Source organism: Mesorhizobium sp. MC2-1-1 (assembly GCF_057597255.1).
Genome location: NZ_CP195205.1, coordinates 2,619,621 through 2,640,261, shown reverse-complemented (window position 1 = coordinate 2,640,261; position 20,641 = coordinate 2,619,621). Strand labels below are relative to the sequence as shown.

17 protein-coding genes are annotated in these 20,641 nt (G+C 64.7%); 16 read left to right on the top strand and 1 reads right to left on the bottom strand.

The genetic code is table 11. The features are described 5' to 3' along the window. Nucleotides 1-46: 46 nt before the first annotated feature. Nucleotides 47-1,162: a cystathionine gamma-lyase gene (locus ACR64R_RS13240; protein ID WP_487362060.1), complete on the bottom strand. Its 1,116-nt coding sequence runs from the start codon at nt 1,160-1,162 to the stop codon at nt 47-49. Between the two features lie 391 nt (nt 1,163-1,553). Here ACR64R_RS13240 and mraZ point away from each other — a divergent pair, with 391 nt between their 5' ends. The 16 genes from mraZ to ftsZ all read left to right on the top strand — a co-directional run bounded on the left by mraZ (nt 1,554) and on the right by ftsZ (nt 20,478). Beyond that, nucleotides 1,554-2,012 carry a division/cell wall cluster transcriptional repressor MraZ gene (gene mraZ, locus ACR64R_RS13235; protein WP_487362059.1) on the top strand — a complete coding sequence of 153 codons (459 nt, stop codon included), beginning with the start codon at nt 1,554-1,556 and terminating at the stop codon, nt 2,010-2,012. Then, the gene (gene rsmH, locus ACR64R_RS13230; protein ID WP_487362058.1) at nt 2,009-3,025 is read left to right on the top strand and encodes a 16S rRNA (cytosine(1402)-N(4))-methyltransferase RsmH; all 1,017 of its coding nucleotides are present in this window, start codon (nt 2,009-2,011) and stop codon (nt 3,023-3,025) included. Before mraZ ends, rsmH begins: the two co-directional genes overlap by 4 nt. Nucleotides 3,026-3,029: 4 nt before the next feature. After that, nucleotides 3,030-3,425, top strand: coding sequence for a cell division protein FtsL (gene ftsL, locus ACR64R_RS13225; RefSeq protein ID WP_487362057.1), 396 nt, complete (start codon nt 3,030-3,032; stop codon nt 3,423-3,425). Then, a complete protein-coding gene (locus ACR64R_RS13220) occupies nt 3,422-5,149 on the top strand; it encodes a peptidoglycan D,D-transpeptidase FtsI family protein (protein WP_487362056.1) in 1,728 nt (575 codons plus the stop codon). Before ftsL ends, ACR64R_RS13220 begins: the two co-directional genes overlap by 4 nt. Nucleotides 5,150-5,203: 54 nt before the next feature. Then, entirely contained in the window at nt 5,204-6,658 is a 1,455-nt protein-coding gene (locus tag ACR64R_RS13215) for a UDP-N-acetylmuramoyl-L-alanyl-D-glutamate--2,6-diaminopimelate ligase (RefSeq protein WP_487362055.1), read from the top strand. After that, entirely contained in the window at nt 6,655-8,088 is a 1,434-nt protein-coding gene (locus ACR64R_RS13210; RefSeq protein WP_487362054.1) for a UDP-N-acetylmuramoylalanyl-D-glutamyl-2,6-diaminopimelate--D-alanyl-D-alanine ligase, read from the top strand. Before ACR64R_RS13215 ends, ACR64R_RS13210 begins: the two co-directional genes overlap by 4 nt. Nucleotides 8,089-8,115: 27 nt before the next feature. Continuing rightward, nucleotides 8,116-9,198 carry a phospho-N-acetylmuramoyl-pentapeptide-transferase gene (gene mraY / locus ACR64R_RS13205; protein WP_487362053.1) on the top strand — a complete coding sequence of 361 codons (1,083 nt, stop codon included), beginning with the start codon at nt 8,116-8,118 and terminating at the stop codon, nt 9,196-9,198. Between the two features lie 9 nt (nt 9,199-9,207). Continuing rightward, nucleotides 9,208-10,611 carry a UDP-N-acetylmuramoyl-L-alanine--D-glutamate ligase gene (murD, locus tag ACR64R_RS13200; RefSeq protein WP_487362052.1) on the top strand — a complete coding sequence of 468 codons (1,404 nt, stop codon included), beginning with the start codon at nt 9,208-9,210 and terminating at the stop codon, nt 10,609-10,611. After that, nucleotides 10,611-11,762, top strand: coding sequence for a putative lipid II flippase FtsW (ftsW, locus tag ACR64R_RS13195; RefSeq protein WP_487362051.1), 1,152 nt, complete (start codon nt 10,611-10,613; stop codon nt 11,760-11,762). Before murD ends, ftsW begins: the two co-directional genes overlap by 1 nt. Nucleotides 11,763-11,768: 6 nt before the next feature. Further along, complete coding sequence (gene murG, locus ACR64R_RS13190) at nt 11,769-12,893, top strand: undecaprenyldiphospho-muramoylpentapeptide beta-N-acetylglucosaminyltransferase (protein WP_487362050.1); 1,125 nt, start codon at nt 11,769-11,771, stop codon at nt 12,891-12,893. Beyond that, nucleotides 12,890-14,296 carry a UDP-N-acetylmuramate--L-alanine ligase gene (murC, locus tag ACR64R_RS13185; protein ID WP_487362049.1) on the top strand — a complete coding sequence of 469 codons (1,407 nt, stop codon included), beginning with the start codon at nt 12,890-12,892 and terminating at the stop codon, nt 14,294-14,296. The genes murG and murC overlap by 4 nt, the downstream gene beginning before the upstream one ends. Then, the gene (gene murB, locus ACR64R_RS13180; RefSeq protein WP_487362048.1) at nt 14,293-15,258 is read left to right on the top strand and encodes a UDP-N-acetylmuramate dehydrogenase; all 966 of its coding nucleotides are present in this window, start codon (nt 14,293-14,295) and stop codon (nt 15,256-15,258) included. Before murC ends, murB begins: the two co-directional genes overlap by 4 nt. A 334-nt stretch (nt 15,259-15,592) precedes the next feature. Next, nucleotides 15,593-16,519: a D-alanine--D-alanine ligase gene (locus ACR64R_RS13175; RefSeq protein WP_487362047.1), complete on the top strand. Its 927-nt coding sequence runs from the start codon at nt 15,593-15,595 to the stop codon at nt 16,517-16,519. Continuing rightward, nucleotides 16,507-17,451: a cell division protein FtsQ/DivIB gene (locus tag ACR64R_RS13170; protein ID WP_487362046.1), complete on the top strand. Its 945-nt coding sequence runs from the start codon at nt 16,507-16,509 to the stop codon at nt 17,449-17,451. Before ACR64R_RS13175 ends, ACR64R_RS13170 begins: the two co-directional genes overlap by 13 nt. After that, a complete protein-coding gene (gene ftsA / locus ACR64R_RS13165; protein ID WP_487362045.1) occupies nt 17,448-18,755 on the top strand; it encodes a cell division protein FtsA in 1,308 nt (435 codons plus the stop codon). Before ACR64R_RS13170 ends, ftsA begins: the two co-directional genes overlap by 4 nt. 67 nt (nt 18,756-18,822) lie before the next feature. Next, the gene (gene ftsZ / locus ACR64R_RS13160) at nt 18,823-20,478 is read left to right on the top strand and encodes a cell division protein FtsZ (RefSeq protein WP_487362044.1); all 1,656 of its coding nucleotides are present in this window, start codon (nt 18,823-18,825) and stop codon (nt 20,476-20,478) included. The last annotated feature ends 163 nt before the right edge of the window (nt 20,479-20,641 follow it).

Below are 20,641 nucleotides of genomic sequence, written 5' to 3'. Positions count from 1 at the left end.
GAGCCTTTTGATTCAAAGTGAGATATCGGGCGCGAGCAAGTATCGCTCAGCTTGCAATCCTGTCCAAAGACGCCTCGATAGCCTGCCAGAGTTCTTCGACCGGTTCGCAGCCGATCGACAGGCGCACGAAGCCCGCCGGCACCGCGTCGCCGCGTTTCGAGCGCCGCTCGGCCGATGTGTGCACGCCGCCGAAGGACGTTGCCGATTCAATCAGCGCGCAATTGTCGATGAAGTCTTCGGCCTTCCGCTCCGAGGCCAGTTCGAACGAGATGAGAAAGCCGAAGCGCTCCATCTGCGCCCGCGCCAGATTGTGCGACGGGTCGCCATCGAGGCCGGGATAGCGCAAGCCGCTTACCGCGCGATGGCCTTTCAGCTTCCTTGCAATCGCTTCCGCCGACGAACACATGCGGTCAAACCGAACCTCAAGCGTTTCCAGTCCGCGATGAACCAGCCATGCCTCGAACGGCCCGGGAATGCCGCCCACCAGGCTGCGCCAGTCCGTCACCTTGGAGATGATCTGCGGATCGCGGCTCGCGACGTGGCCGAACAGAACATCCGAATGACCGTTCACCGCCTTGGTGTCGGCTGAGACGACGATGTCCGCGCCGTGGTCGAGCGGACGCTGGCCGCACGGCGTCATCGTCGTGTTGTCGATGACCAGCAGCCCGTCCTGTTTATGCACGGCTTCGGCGACGGCCGGTATATCGCAGATGTCGAGACGCGGATTTGATGGCGTTTCGGCAAAGACCAGCCGGTAGCCTCCGAAGCCACCGTCGAGGAAGGTGGGCGTCGGCCTCGTGTCGCAGACTATGCCGAGCGGCTTGAGGAAACGCTCAGCCATCGCGCGCGTGGCGTGATAGCCGTCGGATGGCAAAAGCACGCGGTCACCGGATTTCAGCAGCGCGAAAAAAACCGACGAGATCGCGCCCATTCCGGAGGGAAAGGTGACGCATTGCGCGTCTTCGAGATGGCCAAGCGCGTGCTCGACGGCGCGCCAAGTCGGATTGTCGTAGCGGCCATATTGATCGAAACCGGATTCGGCGCCCGGCGTATGGAAGATCGAGGCCATGGTCAGCGGCAAGGGGATCGGATCTCCCTTGGCGAAATCGCGGCTGCGCAAATGGGAAAGTGCGGCGGCGCGTGACGTCGCGTTTTCCGACATGAGGGTCGTTCTCCAGCTGCAGCGGTCGCGCCGACGCTATGCGCGGCGCCAGTTCACATCAAGCTGCGTCTTCTTGGGCCAGAGGGCTCTAAACGGTTCGTTAGGCTTAATGGAGGATAAAGACGAGACGTGCCTGAAGCCTGCGCTTTCTGGTTGTGCGCTTATGTTTGTGATGCCTGTTCCCGTTGACGCCCATAGTACCCCATGATATCCCATCCAAATCAAGCTTTCGTTCCGCGTCAGGGTGAAGCGTACGCCAATCGGGCAGCCGCGGCGGCTGCGCGTTCGTCGGTTTTCGCCCCGGTGAATGAAGCGATTTGCCGCGAGCGGGCAGAGGGCGCGGAGAACAACATGGGAAGGGGTGCGGCGGCGGAAGCGGCTGTAGCGTTCATTGGACCGATTTCTGTCAAGCGCGGTGAACAGGATAGATGCGAAGGGGCGGGTTTCCGTTCCGGCGCATTTCCGCGCGGTGGTCCAGAAACGCGGCTATTCGGAGCTTTATGCGCTGCGTTGCCTAGACCTGCCGGCCATGGATGTCGGCGGGCTCGACCTGCTCGACCGCTACGAGCAGCGGATCGCGCTGGAGGATTCCTTCCTGCAGACGGCGGACGACATGTCGTTCTTCTGCCATGGCGACGGGACGTTCCTGAAGCTCGACCAGGACGGCCGCATCACCATGACCGATTTCATCCGCGAGCATACGGGCATCTCGAACGAGGTGGCCTTTGTGGGCCGCGGCAATTTCTTTCAGATCTGGGAGCCTGGACGGCTTGCCGGCTATGGGGCGCAGGCGCGCGCCAGGCTTTTGCAGCTTCGGCAGGGGACGAAGCCCGGGGAGCGATCGGAATGATGGCTGGCCACGGCGATGATCCTCACGCCGTCGGCGGACCGGCCGGCCACATTCCGGTCCTCCTTGCCGAGGTGCTCGACGCGCTTGCGCCGAAGGCCGGCGAGACTATCGTCGACGGAACATTCGGCGCCGGCGGCTATACCAGCGCCATCCTCGACCGCGGCGCCTCCGTCGTTGCCATAGATCGCGACCCGGACGCTATCGCGGCGGGCAGGGCGCTCGAACGTCGGGCTGGCGGCCGGCTTCGGCTTGTCCAGGCGCCGTTCTCGACGCTCGACGAACATGTCGAGAGTGCCGACGGCGTCGTGCTCGACATCGGCGTTTCGTCCATGCAGCTCGACCAGGCGGAGCGCGGCTTTTCCTTTCGCGCCGACGGTCCGCTCGACATGCGCATGGCGCAGTCGGGGCTCTCCGCCGCCGACGTCGTCAACACCTTCAAGGCCGGCGATCTTGCCCGCATCTTCGGCTTTCTCGGTGAGGAGCGCCATGCCGGCCGCATCGCGCGCATGATCGAGAGCCGGCGCGAAAAGAAGCCTTTCGAGCGCACGCTCGATCTCGCCGACGCCATTGAAACCCATATCGGGCGTGGGCCGAAGGACAAGATCCATCCGGCCACCCGCGTCTTCCAGGCGCTGCGCATCTTCGTCAATGACGAGCTTGGCGAGCTTGCAAGGGCGCTGCTGGCCGCGGAGCGCGCGCTGAGACCCGGGGGACGGCTTGCCGTGGTGACGTTCCATTCGCTGGAAGACCGCATCGTCAAGCGCTTCATCGCCGACCGTTCCGAAGCCGCCAGCGGCTCGCGCCACATGCCCGATGCTCCCGCCCGTCTCGCGACATTCCGCAAGGCCGGCGGCGGGGTGACGCCAGGGGAGGCAGAGATAGCGGCCAATCCACGAGCGCGCTCCGCCAGGCTGCGCGCGGCGATCCGCACCGATGTGCCGGCGCGCGCGGGCGATTTCTCGATTTTCGGCCTTCCAAAGCTTCCCGACGTCGAACGGCCGGGGGAGAGGTGAGCACGTGTTTCGTACCAGCGACATAGTCCTGATCGCCGTGATGGTCTCGGCCGCGGCCCTGACCTACAAGACCAAGCGCGAGGCCGAGGAGCAAATGGCGGCCGTGCAGAAGATACAGGCGCAGATACGCTATGAGGAGGATACGATCGACCTCCTCAAGGCGGACTGGAGCCTGCTTACACAGCCTTCGCGGCTGCAGAAGCTTGCCGACGTCTACAAGAGCCAACTCGGGCTCGAACCGGTTGGCGCCCACCAGATCGGCGGCCTTGACGATATTCCGGTGAAACCGCTGACCATCGAGGACCTTTCCTCGCAGCGGCTTGGCGGCATGGCCGACAATTCCGGCAATGGACCCGCGGGTGACAAGGATCCGGTCGTCACCGGGAGCACGGTGCAATGATCAGCAGGTTTCCAAGTGTCGCTGGCCTGCTGAGGCGTCGGAAGAAAACCGCCGAGGACGGCTCGATCGTCGTCGACGCGGCGCGCAAGGCGACGGGCGGCAAGGCCAGGACCCGTATCGTCATGACGATGGCGGTGTTCTTCGCCATCTATTCGGCGATTGCCGGCCGGCTCGTCTATCTCGGCCTGCAGAATCCGGACCTGTCGGACGGCCCGCAGAGCAGGGTGACCGCGTCGCGTCCCGATATCGTCGACCGCAATGGCGAAGTGCTGGCGACCGACATCAGGACGGCGTCGCTGTTTGCGGAGCCGCGGCGCATCGTCGATGCCGACGAAGCGATCGAGAAACTGTCGACCGTGTTGCCGGAGATCGACTACGAGCAGACCTATCGCAAGCTCAAGAGCGGTGCCGGTTTCGTCTGGCTGCAGCGCCAGCTGACGCCGAAACAACAGGCCGACATCCTGGCGCTGGGCGTCCCCGGCCTCGGCTTCCGCACGGAAAAGCGCCGCTTCTATCCGAGCGGCGAGACCTCCTCCTATGTCGTCGGCCTGACCAACATCGACAACCAGGGCATCTCCGGCATGGAGAAGTATATCGATGAGCAAGGTCTGAGCGACCTGCAGGCCTCGGGCCTGGCGGTGGCCAGGGACCTGAAACCGGTGAAGCTCTCGATCGATCTGCGCGTCCAGCATGTGGTGCGCGACGAGATCGCCGCCGGCCTGGAACGCTATCGCGCCATGGGTGCCGGCGCGGTCGTGCTGAACGTCAAGACCGGCGAAGTGATAGCCATGGCCTCGGTGCCGGACTTCGACCCGAACAACCCTTACAACGCACAGGACAAGGATCGGCTCAATCGCATGTCGGCGGGCCTCTATGAGATGGGATCGACGTTCAAGAGCTTCACCTCGGCCATGGCGCTCGATTCCGGCAAGGCGACGATGGCGAGCCGCTTCGACGCTTCGCATCCGATCCGGGTAGGCCACCAGGCCATTCACGATTTCCACGGCAAGAATCGCGTGCTGTCGCTGCCGGAGGTGTTCCTCTATTCGTCCAACATCGGGTCGGCCAGGGAGGCCGAACTGGTCGGCATCGAGGGGCACCGCGAATTCCTGCATCGGCTCGGAATTCTGGACAAGATGCAGACCGAACTGCCGGAAGTCGCCCGTCCGACCGAACCAAAGGTCTGGAAACAGGTCAATTCCTTCACGATCGCCTTCGGCCACGGCGTGTCGACGACGCCGCTGCAAGCTGCTGTCGGCTGCGCGGCGCTGATGAATGGCGGCTATCTGATCCAGCCGACATTCCTGGTGCGCAGCGAACAGGACGCAATGGCAGTGGCCAAGAAAGTAGTCAGCGAAAAGACGGTCGAAGGCATGCGTTACCTCTATTCGCTCAACGCCGAGAAAGGCTCAGCCAGAAACGCCAGGGTCCCCGGCTACCGGGTCGGCGGCAAGACCGGAACGGCTGAGAAGGTCATTAACGGGCGCTATTCGAAGGACTTGAACTTCAACACCTTCGTCGCCGCCTTCCCGATGGACGATCCGCAATACCTCGTCTTTACGATCGCCGATGCGCCGCATCCGGAGAAGCCTGGCATGACGGACGTCGCCGCCGCCAATGCAGGGGTTATCGCCGGCAATATCATCAGACGCTCGGCCGCAATGCTTGGCGTGAAGCCAGATTTCAGCCATGAAAATGGTGCAACGCTGGTTTCCTATCAGTGATTCTTAGGGCGCGCCGGCAACTGCGCGCTATTTTGTTGCGATGAACGGGACTCAATGCATCTAAAAGATCTAGCCGGTATCCTGCCTGTCGAGGGAACAGCTTCCCGCGACCTGGAGGTTACCGGACTTTCCTCCGATTCCCGTCAGGTGGGACCGGGCGTGATCTTCTTCGCGCTTGCCGGCAGCAAGGCCGATGGCTCGGCCTATGCCGCTGATGCCGCCGGCCGAGGGGCCGCCGCGATCGTCACAGGCAAGAGCGCGGCCGTTTCCGGCCTGTCGATCCCGGTTCTTGCCGTGGATGATCCGCGCCATGCGCTGGCGCTCGCCGCCGCACGCTTTTTCGGGCGCCAACCGCGGACCATGGTCGCCGTCACCGGCACCGCCGGCAAGACTTCCGTCGCCGCCTTCACCCGCCAGATCTGGGAGCAGGTGGGTTTCGCCGCCGCCTCGATCGGCACGACCGGCGTGGCGGCCCCCGGCCGCAACGAATATGGCTCTTTGACCACGCCCGATCCGGTAGCGCTGCACCGGTTGCTCAAGGAACTAGCGGATGCCGGCGTGACACACGCCTCGATGGAAGCCTCGAGCCACGGCCTCGACCAGCGCCGTCTCGACGGAGTCAAGCTTGCGGCCGGGGCCTTCACCAATCTCGGTCGCGACCACATGGACTACCATCCGACGGTCGAGGATTATCACCACGCCAAGCTGCGCCTGTTCGACACGCTGCTGCCGAAGGGCGCGCCCGCGATCATCTTTGCCGACGATCCGTGGTCGGAGCCGACGATCAAGGCCGCAAAGGCGGCGGGCCTCAAGGTCCTGACCGTCGGCCGTCATGGCGATTTCCTGACGCTGAAGCGGGTCGAGCACGAGCGCCATCGGCAGCGCGCCGAGGTCGAGGCGAACGGCGTGCTGCACGAGATCGATCTGCCTCTGGCCGGCGACTTCCAGATCGCCAACGCGCTGGTCTCGGCCGGGCTTGCCATCGCCACTGGAACGCCCGTGGATAAAGCTTTGGCCGCACTGGAAAAATTGAAGGGCGCGCCGGGTCGGCTCGACCTCGTGGGCACAACGGCCGCCGGCGCTCCCGTCTATGTCGACTACGCGCACAAGCCCGACGCGCTGGAAAACGTGCTGACGTCGGTCAGGCCTTTCACCACGGGCCGCGTCGTCGTGGTGTTCGGCTGTGGTGGCGACCGCGATCGGGGAAAAAGGCCGATCATGGGCGAGATCGCGACGCGGCTCGCCGATATCGTCATCGTCACCGACGACAATCCGCGCACGGAGGTGCCCGAGACCATCCGCGCGGCCATTCTCGCAGCGGCGCCCGGCGCCATCGAGATCGGCGACCGGCGCAAGGCGATCCACGAGGCGGTGGCGATGCTTCGCGCCGGCGATACGCTCATCGTCGCCGGCAAGGGACATGAGGAAGGCCAGACCATCGGCGCCGAAACCTTTCACTTCTCCGATCATGAGGAAGTGCGCGAGGCGCTTAGGGAGCGCGCCGCATGAGTTTGCTGTGGACGTCGGAAGCGCTGGTCGAAGCCATGGGCGGCAGGCCCATCGGCCCGCTGCCGGAAGGCATCACCGGTATTTCGATCGACAGCCGAAGCCTGGAGCCGGGAAACGCCTTCTTTGCCATCAAGGGCGAGGCGATGGACGGCCACGATTTCGCGACCGCCGCCGTGAAAGCGGGTGCCGCGGTTCTGGTCGTCGCCGAGGGCAAGCTGCCCTCGCTCGGCCGGCTGACGGCGCCGATGATCGTGGTGCAGGATGTGCTTGCGGCGCTCGAGAAACTCGGTATCGCGGCCCGCGCCCGCTCGAAGGCCAAGATCATCGCGGTTACCGGTTCGGCCGGCAAGACAACGACAAAGGAAGCGCTGCGCCATGTGCTGTCGGCGGTCGGCAAGGTGCACGCCTCGGCGCAGTCCTTCAACAATCATTGGGGCGTGCCGCTGACGCTCGCCCGCATGCCGCAGGATTGCGACTACGCTGTCTTCGAGATCGGCATGAACCATCCGGGTGAGATCAGGCCGCTGGTCAAGATGGTCAGGCCGCATGTCGCCATTGTGACGATGATTGCCGCCGCTCACCTCGGCTTCTTCAAGAACCTGGACGAGATCGCCAAGGCGAAGGCGGAGATCTTCGAAGGACTGGAGCCCGGCGGCGCCGCGGTGCTCAATCGTGATGATCACCGCTGGAAGCTGCTCGAGAAGATGGCGAAGGAGGCCGGTGTCGAACATGTCTTCGGCTTCGGCGAGAATGCCCGTTCGACTTTCCGGCTGACCGGCTGCGAGCTTTACGCCGATCATTCCGACATCACCGCCAGGATCGGCAAGCATGATGTTGCGGCGCGTGTCGGCGCGCCCGGCCGCCACATGGTGCAAAACGTGCTGGCAGTCCTCGGCGCCGCACAGCTCGTCGGCGCCGATCTCGACAAGGTCGCGACCGCGCTTGCCGATCTCTCGGCCGAACGCGGGCGCGGCCGGCGCCATGTCCTGCACCATCCGAACGGGCCGATCACGCTGATCGACGAGAGCTACAACGCCAATCCGGCGTCCATGGCGGCAGCGATGGCACTGCTCAATGCAACGCCGGTCTCGGGCGAAGGCCGGCGCATCGCGGTGCTTGGCGACATGCTGGAACTCGGCAGCCACTCGCAGAAGCTCCATGCGGCGCTCGCGGAACTCATCGTCGGCACGGGCACGCGCAACGTCTTTCTCGGCGGGACGGAAATGCGGGCGCTGGCCGAGGTTTTGCCGGCCGATGTGCAGACGGAGTATCGGGCAGGCGTCGAGGAACTGAAGCCGGTCGTGATCTCGGCGCTCAGGCCCGGCGACGTGGTGATGGTCAAATCGTCGAAAGGCATCGGGTTTTCAAAGCTGGTCGAGGCATTGCTCGGCAAATTTCCGGCGGAAGCCGCAAACATTCAACCGACTTGAGGTCGGGCTCCGGGGGACGGAAGGACCATGTTTACACTGCTCGTCGATTTCGCTGACAGGATCTCGTTCTTCAACGTCTTCCGCTACATCACTTTTCGCACAGGCGGCGCTCTGATCACCTCGGCGCTGATCGTCTTCATCTTCGGGCCGACGATCATCAATTCGCTGCGCCTGCGCCAGGGCAAGGGACAGCCGATCCGCGCCGACGGCCCGCAGACCCATTTCAAGAAGGCGGGAACGCCGACCATGGGCGGTCTGATGATCCTGTCCGGCATCATCGGTTCGTCGCTGCTGTGGGCGAACCTGTCCAGCATCTATGTCTGGGTGGTGCTGCTGGTCACGGTCGGCTTCGGCTCGATCGGTTTTTATGACGACTATCTCAAGGTCACCAAGCAGTCGCATCTGGGCTTTTCCGGCAAGGCGAGGCTGTCGATCGAATTCATCATCGCCGCGATCGCCGCGTGGGTGATCATGCACAATGGCCAGGCGCCGTTCTCGTCGTCGCTGACCTTCCCCTTCGCCAAGGAATTCCTGATCAACCTCGGCTGGTTCTTCGTGCCATTCTCCTGTTTCGTCATCGTCGGCGCGGGTAATGCGGTGAACCTTACCGACGGCCTCGACGGCCTGGCGATCGTGCCTATCATGATCGCGGCGGCGTCGTTCGGCGTCATCGCCTATCTTTCGGGCAACGCGGTCTTCGCCGAATATCTGCAGATCCATTTCGTTCCCGGCACCGGCGAACTCGCCGTCGTGCTCGGCGCGGTGATCGGCGCGGGCCTCGGCTTCCTCTGGTTCAACGCCCCGCCGGCCGCCATCTTCATGGGCGACACCGGCTCGCTGGCGATGGGTGGCCTGATTGGCACCATCGCGGTCGCCACCAAGCACGAGATCGTGCTGGTCATCGTCGGCGGCCTGTTCGTGGTCGAGATCCTGTCGGTCATCATCCAGGTCGGCTATTTCAAGATGACCGGCAAGCGCGTTTTCCTGATGGCGCCGATCCATCACCATTTCGAAAAGCTCGGCTGGACCGAAAGCCAGGTGGTGATCCGCTTCTGGATCATTGCCGTTATCCTGGCGCTGGTCGGCCTCTCCACCCTCAAGCTCAGGTAGGACGCACGCTTGATTCCCGCCGCTTCTTTCTCAGGCAGACGCGTTTCGCTCTTCGGGCTGGGCGGCTCGGGGATAGCCACCGCGCACGCTCTGATCGAGGGCGGCGCCGAGGTCCTGGCCTGGGACGACAATCCCGACAGCGTCGCCAAGGCAGCGTCCGCGGGCATTGCGACCGGCGACCTGCGCGCCGCGGACTGGCAGCATTTCGCCGCCTTCGTGCTGTCCCCGGGGGTGCCGCTGACGCATCCAAAGCCGCATTGGACGGTAGAACTCGCGCGCGGCGCCGGCGTCGAGGTAATCGGCGATATCGAACTGTTCTGCCGCGAGCGCATCAGGCGCGCGCCCACCGCGCCTTTCATCGCCATCACGGGCACCAACGGCAAGTCGACGACGACGGCGCTGACGGCGCATATCCTGCAGTCTGCGGGCCGCGACACGCAGATGGGCGGAAATATCGGCCGCGCCATCATGACGCTCGATCCGCCCGAACCGAAGCAGCACTATGTGGTGGAATGCTCGTCCTACCAGATCGACCTCGCGCCCTCGATCAACCCGACCGCCGGCATCCTGCTCAACCTGACGCCCGACCATCTCGACCGGCATGGCACGATGGCGCATTACGCCTCGATCAAGGAAAGGCTGGTCGCCGGCAGCGATGCGGCGATCGTCGGCGTCGACGATTCCTGGTGCGCCCAGATCGCCGACCGGCTGGAGCGGGCAGGGCGGCAGGTCGTGCGGATTTCCAAACGCCTGCCGTTGACCGATGGCTTTTTCGCCGACGGCACCAATCTGATGGAAGCCGTGCATGGTCGCTACAGCCGCGTCGCCTTCCTAGAAGGCATCGGCTCTCTGCGCGGCCAGCACAATGCCCAGAACGCTCTCGCCGCCGTCGTCTCCTGCCTGAAGGTCGGGCTCGAGCTTGGCGAGATCCAGGCCGGACTCGAGAGCTTCCCCGGACTGGCGCACCGCATGGAGCAGGTCGGCCGCAAGGATCATGTGCTGTTCGTCAACGATTCCAAGGCGACCAATGCCGATGCGGCGGCCCCCGCGCTGTCGAGCTTCGCCAACCGCATCTACTGGATCGCCGGCGGCCTGCCCAAGGAGGGCGGCATCGAGCCGTTGCGCGGCTTCTTCCCGCGCATCGCAAAAGCCTATCTGATCGGCGAGGCGGCGCCCGCCTTTTCGGCCACGCTCGGCGAAGCGGTGCCCTACGAGATATCCGGAACGCTGGCGGCGGCGGTCGAACATGCGGCCCGCGACGCAGCGAGCGACACCGGCGGCGAGGCCGTGGTGCTGCTGTCGCCGGCCTGCGCCAGTTTCGACCAGTTCAAGAATTTCGAAGTCCGCGGCGAAGCCTTCAGGCAAGCTGCGACTGCTATTGATGGTGTGAAACCCATCGGAGGGCCACGTTGATGCAAAGCCGTCTCGACAAAAGTCCTGTCGCCACGTGGTGGTGGACGATCGATCGCTGGTTCCTGGCCGCGTTCCTGTCGCTGATGGGGCTGGGCATCATCTTGTCCTTCGCGGCGAGCCCTGCCGTGGCCGAGCGCATCGGCCTCTCCAGCTTCCACTTCGCCACCAGACAGGTCATCTTCACCATCCCGGCGCTGATCGTCATGCTTGCGGTCTCCTTCCTTGAGGCGCGGCAGATCAGGCGCATGTCCCTGGTGATGCTCTGCATCATGCTGGTGCTGATGGTGGCGGTGCTCTATGTCGGCGTCGAAGTTAAGGGCGCGCGGCGCTGGGTGTCGCTCGCCGGGCTTTCCATCCAGCCGTCTGAATTCCTGAAGCCGGCATTCGTCGTCATCTGCGCCTGGCTCTTCGCCGAGCACAAGCGCCAGCCCGATATTCCCGGCAACCTGTTCGCGCTGCTTTTGCTCGTGCTGGTGGTCTCTCTGCTGGTCGCTCAGCCCGATCTCGGCCAGACCATGCTGGTGACCGGCACTTGGGGCGTCATGTTCTTCATGGCCGGCCTGCCGTGGCTATGGATCATGGCTCTCGGCGTCATCGGGGCAAGCGGTCTGTTCGCCGCCTATTCGGTGTTCCCGCACGTTGCCTTGCGCATCGACAAGTTTCTGACCGGCGAAGGCGATACCTTCCAGGTCGACATGGGCCGCGAGGCACTGATCAATGGCAGTTGGTTCGGTGTCGGGCCGGGCGAGGGAACCGTCAAGCGCATCGTTCCGGATGCCCATACCGACTTCGTCTTCTCGGTCGCGGGCGAGGAGTTCGGTCTCATCATGTGCTTCTTCATCATGTCGATCTTCGCTTTCATCGTGCTGCGTGGCTTGAGCATCGCGCTCAAGGAACAGGACGATTTCACTCGCTACGCGGTGGGCGGACTCGTTACCGTCTTCGGCCTGCAGTCGGCCATCAATATGTGCGTCAACCTTCAGCTGATGCCGGCCAAGGGCATGACGCTGCCCTTCATCTCGTACGGCGGCTCCTCGCAGATCGCGATCGCCGTCTCCATGGGCATGGTGCTCGCATTGACGCGCAAGCGTCCGGAAAGGCGCAAGCAGATGGGCTATGTCCTCGCGCAGCGCGCAATCCCGGCGGAATGAGGCGGGATGGCGAAGGGTGTCATCCTGCTTGCAGCCGGCGGAACGGGCGGACATCTGTTCCCGGCCGAGGCGCTTGCGCATGAGCTGATCGAACGCGGCTGGAAGGTGCATCTTGCCACCGACCGGCGCGCCGAGCGCTATTCCGGACAGTTTCCAGCCGCCGACATCCATGCGATCCCTTCGGCGACGCTAGGCTCGAAAAATCCGGTCGCCTTGGCCTCGGCCTTCTGGAAGATCTGGCAGGGCGTGCGCGAAGCGGGAAGGGTCATCGCCCGGATCAAGCCGGAGGCGGTCGTCGGCTTCGGCGGCTATCCGACGTTGCCGCCGCTCTATGCGGCGACAAGGCGCAAGGTGCCGACGCTGATCCATGAGCAGAACGCCGTCATGGGCCGCGCCAACAAGGCCCTTGCAAGTCGCGTCGATGCGATCGCCGGCGGCTTTCTGCCGGAGGGCGCGAGCGCCGACGGCGCAAAGACGGTGACCACGGGCAATCCGGTCAGGCCACAGGTCATCGAGGCCGCGAAAACGCCTTACGTGGCATCGAACGAGGGCGAGCCGTTCCGCCTGCTGGTATTCGGCGGCAGCCAGGGCGCGCAATTCTTTTCCGATGCCGTTCCGGCGGCGGTCGCGCTCTTGCCGCAAGACCTGCGCAAGCGCCTGGCTGTCACCCAGCAGGCGCGCGCCGAGGACGTGGCGCGGGTCAAGGCCGCCTATGCGGAGCTCGGCGTCGACGTCCAGGTCTCTCCCTTCTTCACCGACATGGCGGCACGGATGGCGGCGGCACATCTGGTGATGTCGCGCTCCGGCGCCTCGACCGTCTCCGAAATAGCGGTCGTCGGCCGGCCGGCGCTGCTGGTACCCTATCCGCACGCGCTCGACCACGATCAGGCGGCGAACGCCGCGGCGCTTGCCGCCGCCGGCGGGGCCGAGCTCCATCCGCAGTCGACGCTTTCGGCCGAACGGATAGCGCAGCTGGTCAGCGGGCTGATGCTGGATCCGGGCCGGCTGGCGGCCATGGCCGCCGCGGCCCGCTCGGCCGGCAAACCGAACGCGGCGCGGTTGCTCGCGGATCTCACAGAGGCTATTGCGTCCGGCAAAACGGTTTCGGACTACAGGAGGACGCGCGCATGAAGATGCCGCAGACGATCGGCCTTGTGCATTTCATCGGCATCGGCGGCATCGGCATGAGCGGCATCGCCGAGGTGCTGCACAATCTCGGCTACAAGGTGCAGGGTTCCGACCAGGCGGACGGCGCCAATGTGCAACGGCTGCGCGAAAAAGGCATCGAATGCTTCGTCGGGCACAGGGCCGAGAATCTCGGCGACGCCGAAGTCGTTGTCGTTTCGACCGCGATCAAGAAGTCCAACCCCGAGCTGAAGGCCGCACGGGAGAAGCTGCTTCCCATCGTCCGGCGCGCCGAAATGCTGGCCGAACTGATGCGCTTCCGCCAGGCGGTCGCCATCGGCGGCACACATGGCAAGACGACGACCACCTCGATGGTGGCGACGCTGCTCGAGGCAGGCGGGCTCGACCCGACCGTCATCAATGGCGGTATCATCAACGCCTATGGCACCAATGCGCGCATGGGCGACGGCGAGTGGATGGTGGTCGAGGCGGACGAGAGCGACGGCACCTTCCTGAAACTGCCGGCCGACATCGCCGTCGTGACCAACATCGATCCCGAGCATCTCGACCACTATGGCAGCTTCGACAATGTGCGCGAGGCGTTCCGCCAGTTCGTCGAGAACGTGCCGTTCTACGGCTTTGGCGTGATGTGCACGGACCATCCGGAAGTGCAGGCGCTGGTCGGCCGCATCGAGGACCGGCGCGTCATCACCTATGGCGAGAACGCGCAGGCCGACGTGCGCTTCACCAATCACCGCATGCGGGGCGCGGCCTCGGAATTCGACGTGGTGATCCGCGACCGCAAGGGGCGCGGCACGACGACGATCAAGGACCTCAGCCTGCCGATGCCCGGCCGCCACAACGTCTCCAACGCGACGGCGGCGATCGCGGTCGCACATGAGCTTGGCCTCTCGGCCGAGGCGATCAGGAAGGGCCTGTCGTCCTTCGCCGGCGTCAAGCGGCGCTTCACCCATACCGGCTCGTGGAACGGCGTCGAGGTGTTCGACGATTACGGCCACCATCCGGTGGAGATCGCGGCGGTGCTGAAGGCCGCGCGCAGCGCGACCAAGGGGCGGGTGATCGCCATCGCGCAGCCGCATCGCTTCACCCGGCTGCACGACCTGTTCAATGAATTCTCCGTCTGCTTCAACGACGCCGATACGGTGATGGTGGCGCCGGTCTATGCGGCCGGCGAGGAGCCGATCGAGGGGGTGACGTCGGACGCGCTGGTATCGCGTATCCGCGCGGGCGGCCATCGCGACGCGCGATATATCGATGGCCCGGCGGCGATCGCGCCTGTCATTCGTGACCTGGCCAAGCCCGGCGATTTCGTCGTCTTCCTCGGCGCCGGCAATATCACGCAATGGGCTTATGCGCTGCCCAAGGAACTTGGCGGGACGCCCTCATGATGCGCGGCCAGGATCTCATCGACAGGCTTGGCGACCGGCTGTCCGGCCTGCGCGGCCGCATCACGCCGAACGCCGAGATGGACAAGATCACCTGGTTCCGGGCCGGTGGGCTGGCGGAAGCGCTGTTCCAGCCGGCCGACGAGGAAGACCTGGCGGCCTTCCTGCGCGCGGTGCCGGAAGAGGTGCCGGTCATGGTGGTCGGCGTCGGCTCGAACCTCCTGGTGCGCGACGGCGGCATTCCGGGCTTCGTCGTCAGGCTATCCGCCAAGGGTTTCGGCGAGGCCGAGGTCACTGGGCCGACCACCATCAAAGCCGGCGCGGCAACGCCGGACAAGCGCGTCGCCGCGGTAGCCTATGAAGCCGGCATCGGAGGCTTCCACTTCTACCACGGCATTCCCGGCGCCATTGGCGGCGCGCTGCGCATGAATGCCGGCGCCAACGGCGTGGAGACGCGGGAACGGGTCGTCGAGGTGAGGGCGCTGGATCGCAAGGGCAATCTCCATGCGCTCAGCAATGCCGATATGGGCTACGCCTATCGCCACTCGTCCGCGCCCGCCGGCCTGATCTTCACCTCGGCGATCCTGGAAGGGGTTCCTGAAGACAGGGCGGCAATCAAGGCGGCGATGGAAGCCGTACAGAACCATCGCGAAACGGTTCAGCCGATCCGCGAGAAGACCGGCGGCTCGACCTTCAAGAATCCGGAAGGCACCTCCGCCTGGAAGGAAATCGACAAGGCCGGCTGCCGCGGGCTGATGATCGGCGGCGCGCAGATGTCGCCGATGCATTGCAACTTCATGATCAACACCGGCACGGCGACCGGCTACGACCTCGAATATCTTGGCGAGACAGTGCGGGCGCGGGTGCTCGAGAATTCAGGCATCCGGCTGCAGTGGGAGATCAAGCGCATCGGCAACTTCCGGCCGGGTCATGAGGTGCAGGAGTTCCTCGGGCAGCTTCTTTGAGTTGAATCCCGGCACAGATCGGCGTCTCGCGACGTTCAAGTAAAGCTTGAACTTCAGCGCTTGGCAACGCCGTGAACCGTTGCCGCAAAGACTCAACAACACACTTTTCTGGCCCGTTTTCGCGGAAAGTGAATCTGTCGGAATCATAGGCACTTGCCAGGGAATCAACTCTCTGATTCTCTGCCCTGAAGCGTTTCCTGATTTGAGTCGTTCGACGCGTTCAGCCGCGTTTTCCGTCTGGGGGGCAACCTGCCGGAAGACTCGGACTCAATGTGCGGAAATGTTGCGTGCGGAACTACCGGTTGCAGGCCGGGCGTGAGAGGGATGGCGGGAAATGAAGAAGAAACATGTGGCTGTTCTCCTGGGTGGATTCTCCTCGGAGCGGCCCGTGTCTCTGTCGTCGGGGAAAGCGTGTGCGGATGCGCTTGAGAATGAAGGCTATCAGGTCACCCGTGTCGATGTTTCGCGCGATGTCGGGGCTGTGCTTGCCGAGATCAAGCCCGACGTCGCCTTCAACGCGCTGCACGGTCCGTTCGGCGAGGACGGCACCATCCAGGGGATTCTCGAGTATCTCGGAATTCCCTACACCCATTCGGGCGTGCTCGCTTCGGCGTTGGCCATGAACAAGGAGCAGGCCAAGAAGATTGCCAAGGCGTCGGGCATTCCGGTTGCGGAATCCAGGGTGGTCAACCGCTTCACCGTCAAGAACAAACATCCGATGAAGCCGCCTTATGTGGTCAAGCCGGTCAACGAGGGGTCGAGTTTCGGCGTCGTCATCGTACATGAGGGGCAGTCGCATCCGCCGCAGGTGATTGGCTCGACGGAATGGCGATATGGCGAGACCGTCATGGTCGAACGCTATGTCCATGGCCGGGAACTGACCTGCGCGGTGATGGGTGACGTGGCGGTTGGCGTCTGCGAGATCATTCCGACCGGGCATTCGTTCTACGATTACGATTCAAAATACGTTCCCGGCGGGTCAAAACACGAAATCCCTGCAAAAATTTCACCGAATATTTACCAAAAAATACAGACACTGGCGCTCAAGGCTCATCTTGCCATTGGTTGCCGGGGCGTCTCCCGATCGGACTTCCGTTACGACGACCGCCACTCCGAAAACGGCGAGGTTGTCTGGCTCGAGGTCAACACTCAGCCGGGCATGACGCCGACGTCTCTGGTGCCGGAAATCGCCGTGCAAGCGGGGCACTCGTTCGGCGATTTGTTGAGTTGGATGGTGGAGGACGCTTCGTGTCTGCGTTGAGGTGGGGACAGGGTAATGGCGGTGGCGCGGCTTGGTCCGCGCCGTTCGGCATGTCGCTGTCATTCGACCGTTTCGTATTACCGCGTCAGCTTCGCCGGCCGATGCGGGTGCTGGCGCGCCTGTGCGGCGGCGAGTATGAGGCGCCGCGCTTTTCGGCGGCCATCCTTTCCGCGGCGCTGCTTGCGTCGAGCAGTGCCTACGGCGCCTATCTCGGCGGCTATGCCGACAGCATCGTGCAGGGCATAACCGCGCGCACGGGTTTTGCCGTCGACCAGATCAAGGTGGTCGGTAACCGCCAGACTTCCGAGATCGATGTGCTTGACCGGCTCGGCCTCGACGGCTGGACCTCGCTGATCGGCTTCGATGCAGAGGCGGCGCGCGAGCGCATCGCGACGCTGCCCTGGGTCGAGGGCGCTGCGGTGCGCAAGATCTATCCCCATACGCTGGAGGTGCGCATCGAGGAGCGCGAGCCTTTCGCTCTCTGGCAGCAGGGCGCCTCGGTGTCGGTCATCGAGCGGTCGGGCGAGGTGATCGCGCCGTTCTCGGGCGGCAAGCAGGCGCAGCTCCCGCTGATCATCGGCGCGGGCGCGCCGGCCATGGCGCCGGCCTTTCTCGACAAGATCAAGCGCTACCCCGAGCTTGCGGCGCGGGTCAAAGGTTATATCCGGGTCGGCGAGCGGCGCTGGGATCTGAGGCTTGAAAACGGCGTCACGATCAAGCTGCCGGAAGACGACGAGGACCGTTCGATCGCCGAACTCGTCAAAATCGACCATGACAATGGGTTGTTGACGCGCGACATCGCCGCCGTCGACATGCGGCTCCCCGACCGGCTGGTCGTGGAACTGTCACCCGAAGCGGCGACGCAGCGCGAAGCCGCGCTCAGCGACAAGCCGAAGGGTCTGGCCAAGCGCAAGGCGGAGACGAAGATATGAGCTGGCTTGGCGGCGGCGGTGATCAATCTGCGCGCCGGTCGGGCACGCTCACCGTGCTTGACGTGGGGTCGAGCAAGGTTTGCTGCGTGGTGGCGAAGCTCAAGCCGAACGAAGACGGCAAGCTCTTGCGCGGTCGTTCGCACCGCATCCAGGTGATCGGCATCGGCCACCAAAAGTCGCAAGGCGTGAAATCCGGCGTCGTGGTCGATCTCGATCGCGCCGAGCATGCCATCCGGCTTGCCGTCGACGCGGCCGAGCGTATGGCCGGACTCACGGTCGATTCCCTCATCGTCAATATGACGGCCGGTCGGCTGAAGAGCGAAGCTTTTTCGGCGACCATCAATCTCGGCGGTCATCAGGTCGAGGAAGTCGACATCAAGCGCGTGCTCGCCGCGGGCGCCAAGCAGGCGCTCAGGGCCGAGCGCGAGGTAATCCATTCGCTGCCGGTCGGTTTCTCGCTCGATGCGGAGCGCGGCATGCGCGACCCGCGTGGCATGGTGGGCGATACGCTCGGCGTCGACATGCATGTGCTGACGGGCGATGCGGCGCCCATGCGCAATCTCGAGCTTTGCATCAACCGCTCTCATCTGTCGGTCGAGCGTATGGTGGCGACGCCCTATGCAAGCGGGCTTGCCTCGCTGGTCGACGACGAACTCGAGATGGGCGCCGCCTGCATCGACATGGGCGGCGGCACGACGACCATCTCGGTCTTCTCGGAAGGCAAGTTCGTCCATGGCGACGCCATCGCCATTGGCGGCAACCATGTGACGCTCGACATGGCCAAGGGCCTGTCGACATCCCTCGCCGCCGCGGAACGGCTGAAGGTGATGCATGGCTCGGCGCTGCCCGGAAGCGCCGACGACCGCGACCTCGTCTCGATCCAGCCGATCGGAGAGGAAGGCGATTTGCCGCTGCAGATCCCGCGTTCGATGATGACGCGTATCATCCGCGCCCGCATCGACGAGACGCTCGAACTTCTGCGGGACCGGCTGAACAAGTCCGGCTACGGCAGTGCCGTCGGCAAGCGCGTCGTGCTCACCGGCGGCGCCAGCCAGCTCGCGGGCCTTCCGGAAGCCGCGCGCCGTATCCTTGGGCGCAATGTGCGCATCGGCCGCCCGCTCGGCGTGGCCGGCTTGCCTGAAGCGGCCAAAGGACCGGCGTTCTCGACCCCGGTCGGACTGATGATCTATCCGCAGATGGCGAGCTTCGAAAGCCATTCGGCGAAAGGACTTTCCGGTTTCAGGATGACCGGGACGGGCGGAAGACTGCATCGCATGAGTCAGTGGTTGAGAGACAGTTTTTAATTTGACGGGGACAGCCCCATAGGCGGCCGCGGCGGCGAAGCGGCGGGAAAGGCAAAGGACGGAGACAATGACCATCAATCTGCAAAAGCCGGACATCACCGAGCTCAAGCCACGCATCACCGTGTTCGGCGTTGGCGGCGGCGGCGGCAATGCGGTCAACAACATGATCACGGCCGGCCTGCGCGGCGTCGAGTTCGTGGTGGCCAATACGGATGCCCAGGCGCTGACCATGTCGAAGGCCGAGCGGCTGATCCAGCTCGGCGCGCATGTCACCGAAGGCCTCGGCGCCGGCTCGCAGCCGGAAGTCGGCCGCGCGGCGGCGGAAGAGTGCATCGACGAGATCATCGATCATCTCTCCAACACCCATATGTGCTTCGTCACCGCCGGCATGGGTGGCGGCACCGGCACGGGCGCCGCTCCGGTCGTCGCCCGCGCGGCGCGCGAGAAGGGCATCCTCACGGTCGGCGTCGTCACCAAGCCGTTCCACTTCGAGGGCCAGCGCCGCATGAAGACGGCTGACATGGGCATCGAGGAACTGCAGAAATGCGTCGACACCCTGATCGTCATCCCCAACCAGAACCTGTTCCGGCTGGCCAATGACAAGACCACCTTCGCCGATGCCTTCGCCATGGCCGACCAGGTGCTCTACTCGGGCGTCGCCTGCATCACCGACCTGATGGTCAAGGAAGGCCTGATCAACCTCGACTTCGCCGACGTCCGTTCGGTGATGCGCGAGATGGGCAAGGCGATGATGGGCACCGGCGAGGCTTCGGGCGAGGGCCGCGCGATGGCCGCTGCCGAAGCCGCTATCGCCAACCCGCTGCTCGACGAAACGTCGATGAAGGGCGCCAAGGGCCTGCTGATCTCGATCACTGGCGGGCGCGACCTGACCCTGTTCGAAGTGGACGAAGCAGCCACCCGCATCCGCGAGGAGGTCGACCAGGACGCCAACATCATCCTGGGCGCCACCTTCGACGAGGAACTGGAAGGCGTGATCCGTGTTTCGGTCGTCGCCACCGGCATCGACAAGTCGGCGGCCGAAATCGCCGCGGCGCCGATCTCGATCCGCGCGCCGCAGAAGCCGGCCGCCCGTCCGGCGGCCCCGGCTGCTGAAATCCGCCCCGCGCCGGTTCAGCCGCAGGCCTATGAGCCGCGCGCCATCGATCCGGTCGCCGAGGCGATCCAGCTGGCCGAGGCAAACGCAGCCGCCATGGGGCAGCCGCGCCCGGTTCCGGTCGACGACTTCCAGCCGCAGAGCAAGATCTTCCAGGCGCCGCCTGCCCAGCCTCGGCCGCAGCCGGTCGCGCCGCAGCAGGTTATGCAGCCCGCGCCGCAGCGCGAGATGCCGCAGCCGGTGGCCGCCGTACCGCAGCGTATGCCGCGTGTGGAAGACTTTCCGCCGGTCGTGCGGGCTGAAGTCGAAGCCAAGACCCGGCCCGCGGACCATGAGAACAGCGGTCCGATGGGGCTGATCAAGCGGCTGACCAACGGCCTGACCCGTCGCGAGGAAGAGCCGGCGCGGCTTCAGCCGGCACAGCCGCGCGAGCCGAAACTGCGCCAGGCCGCGCCCGAGATGCGCCGCCTCGCCAGCCAGGACCCGCAGCTCTATGCGCCGCGCCGTGGCCAGCTGGACGATCAGGGCCGCCTGACGCCGCAGAGCCGTACCGTCCAGGAAGACGACCAGTTGGAGATCCCGGCCTTCCTGCGCCGCCAGGCCAACTGATACGGCGGGTCGCCGGTCGCGATACAGCGTGTCGCTGATCGTTAACGATATATAACGGTTGTTAACAGGCAGACGAGCAGTCGTCTGCCTGTGTCTTTCGTGAAATTGTTTTAAAACAATGGCTTGTGAGCTATTCCTGGCGCAATTCCGTGGTTACACGGGG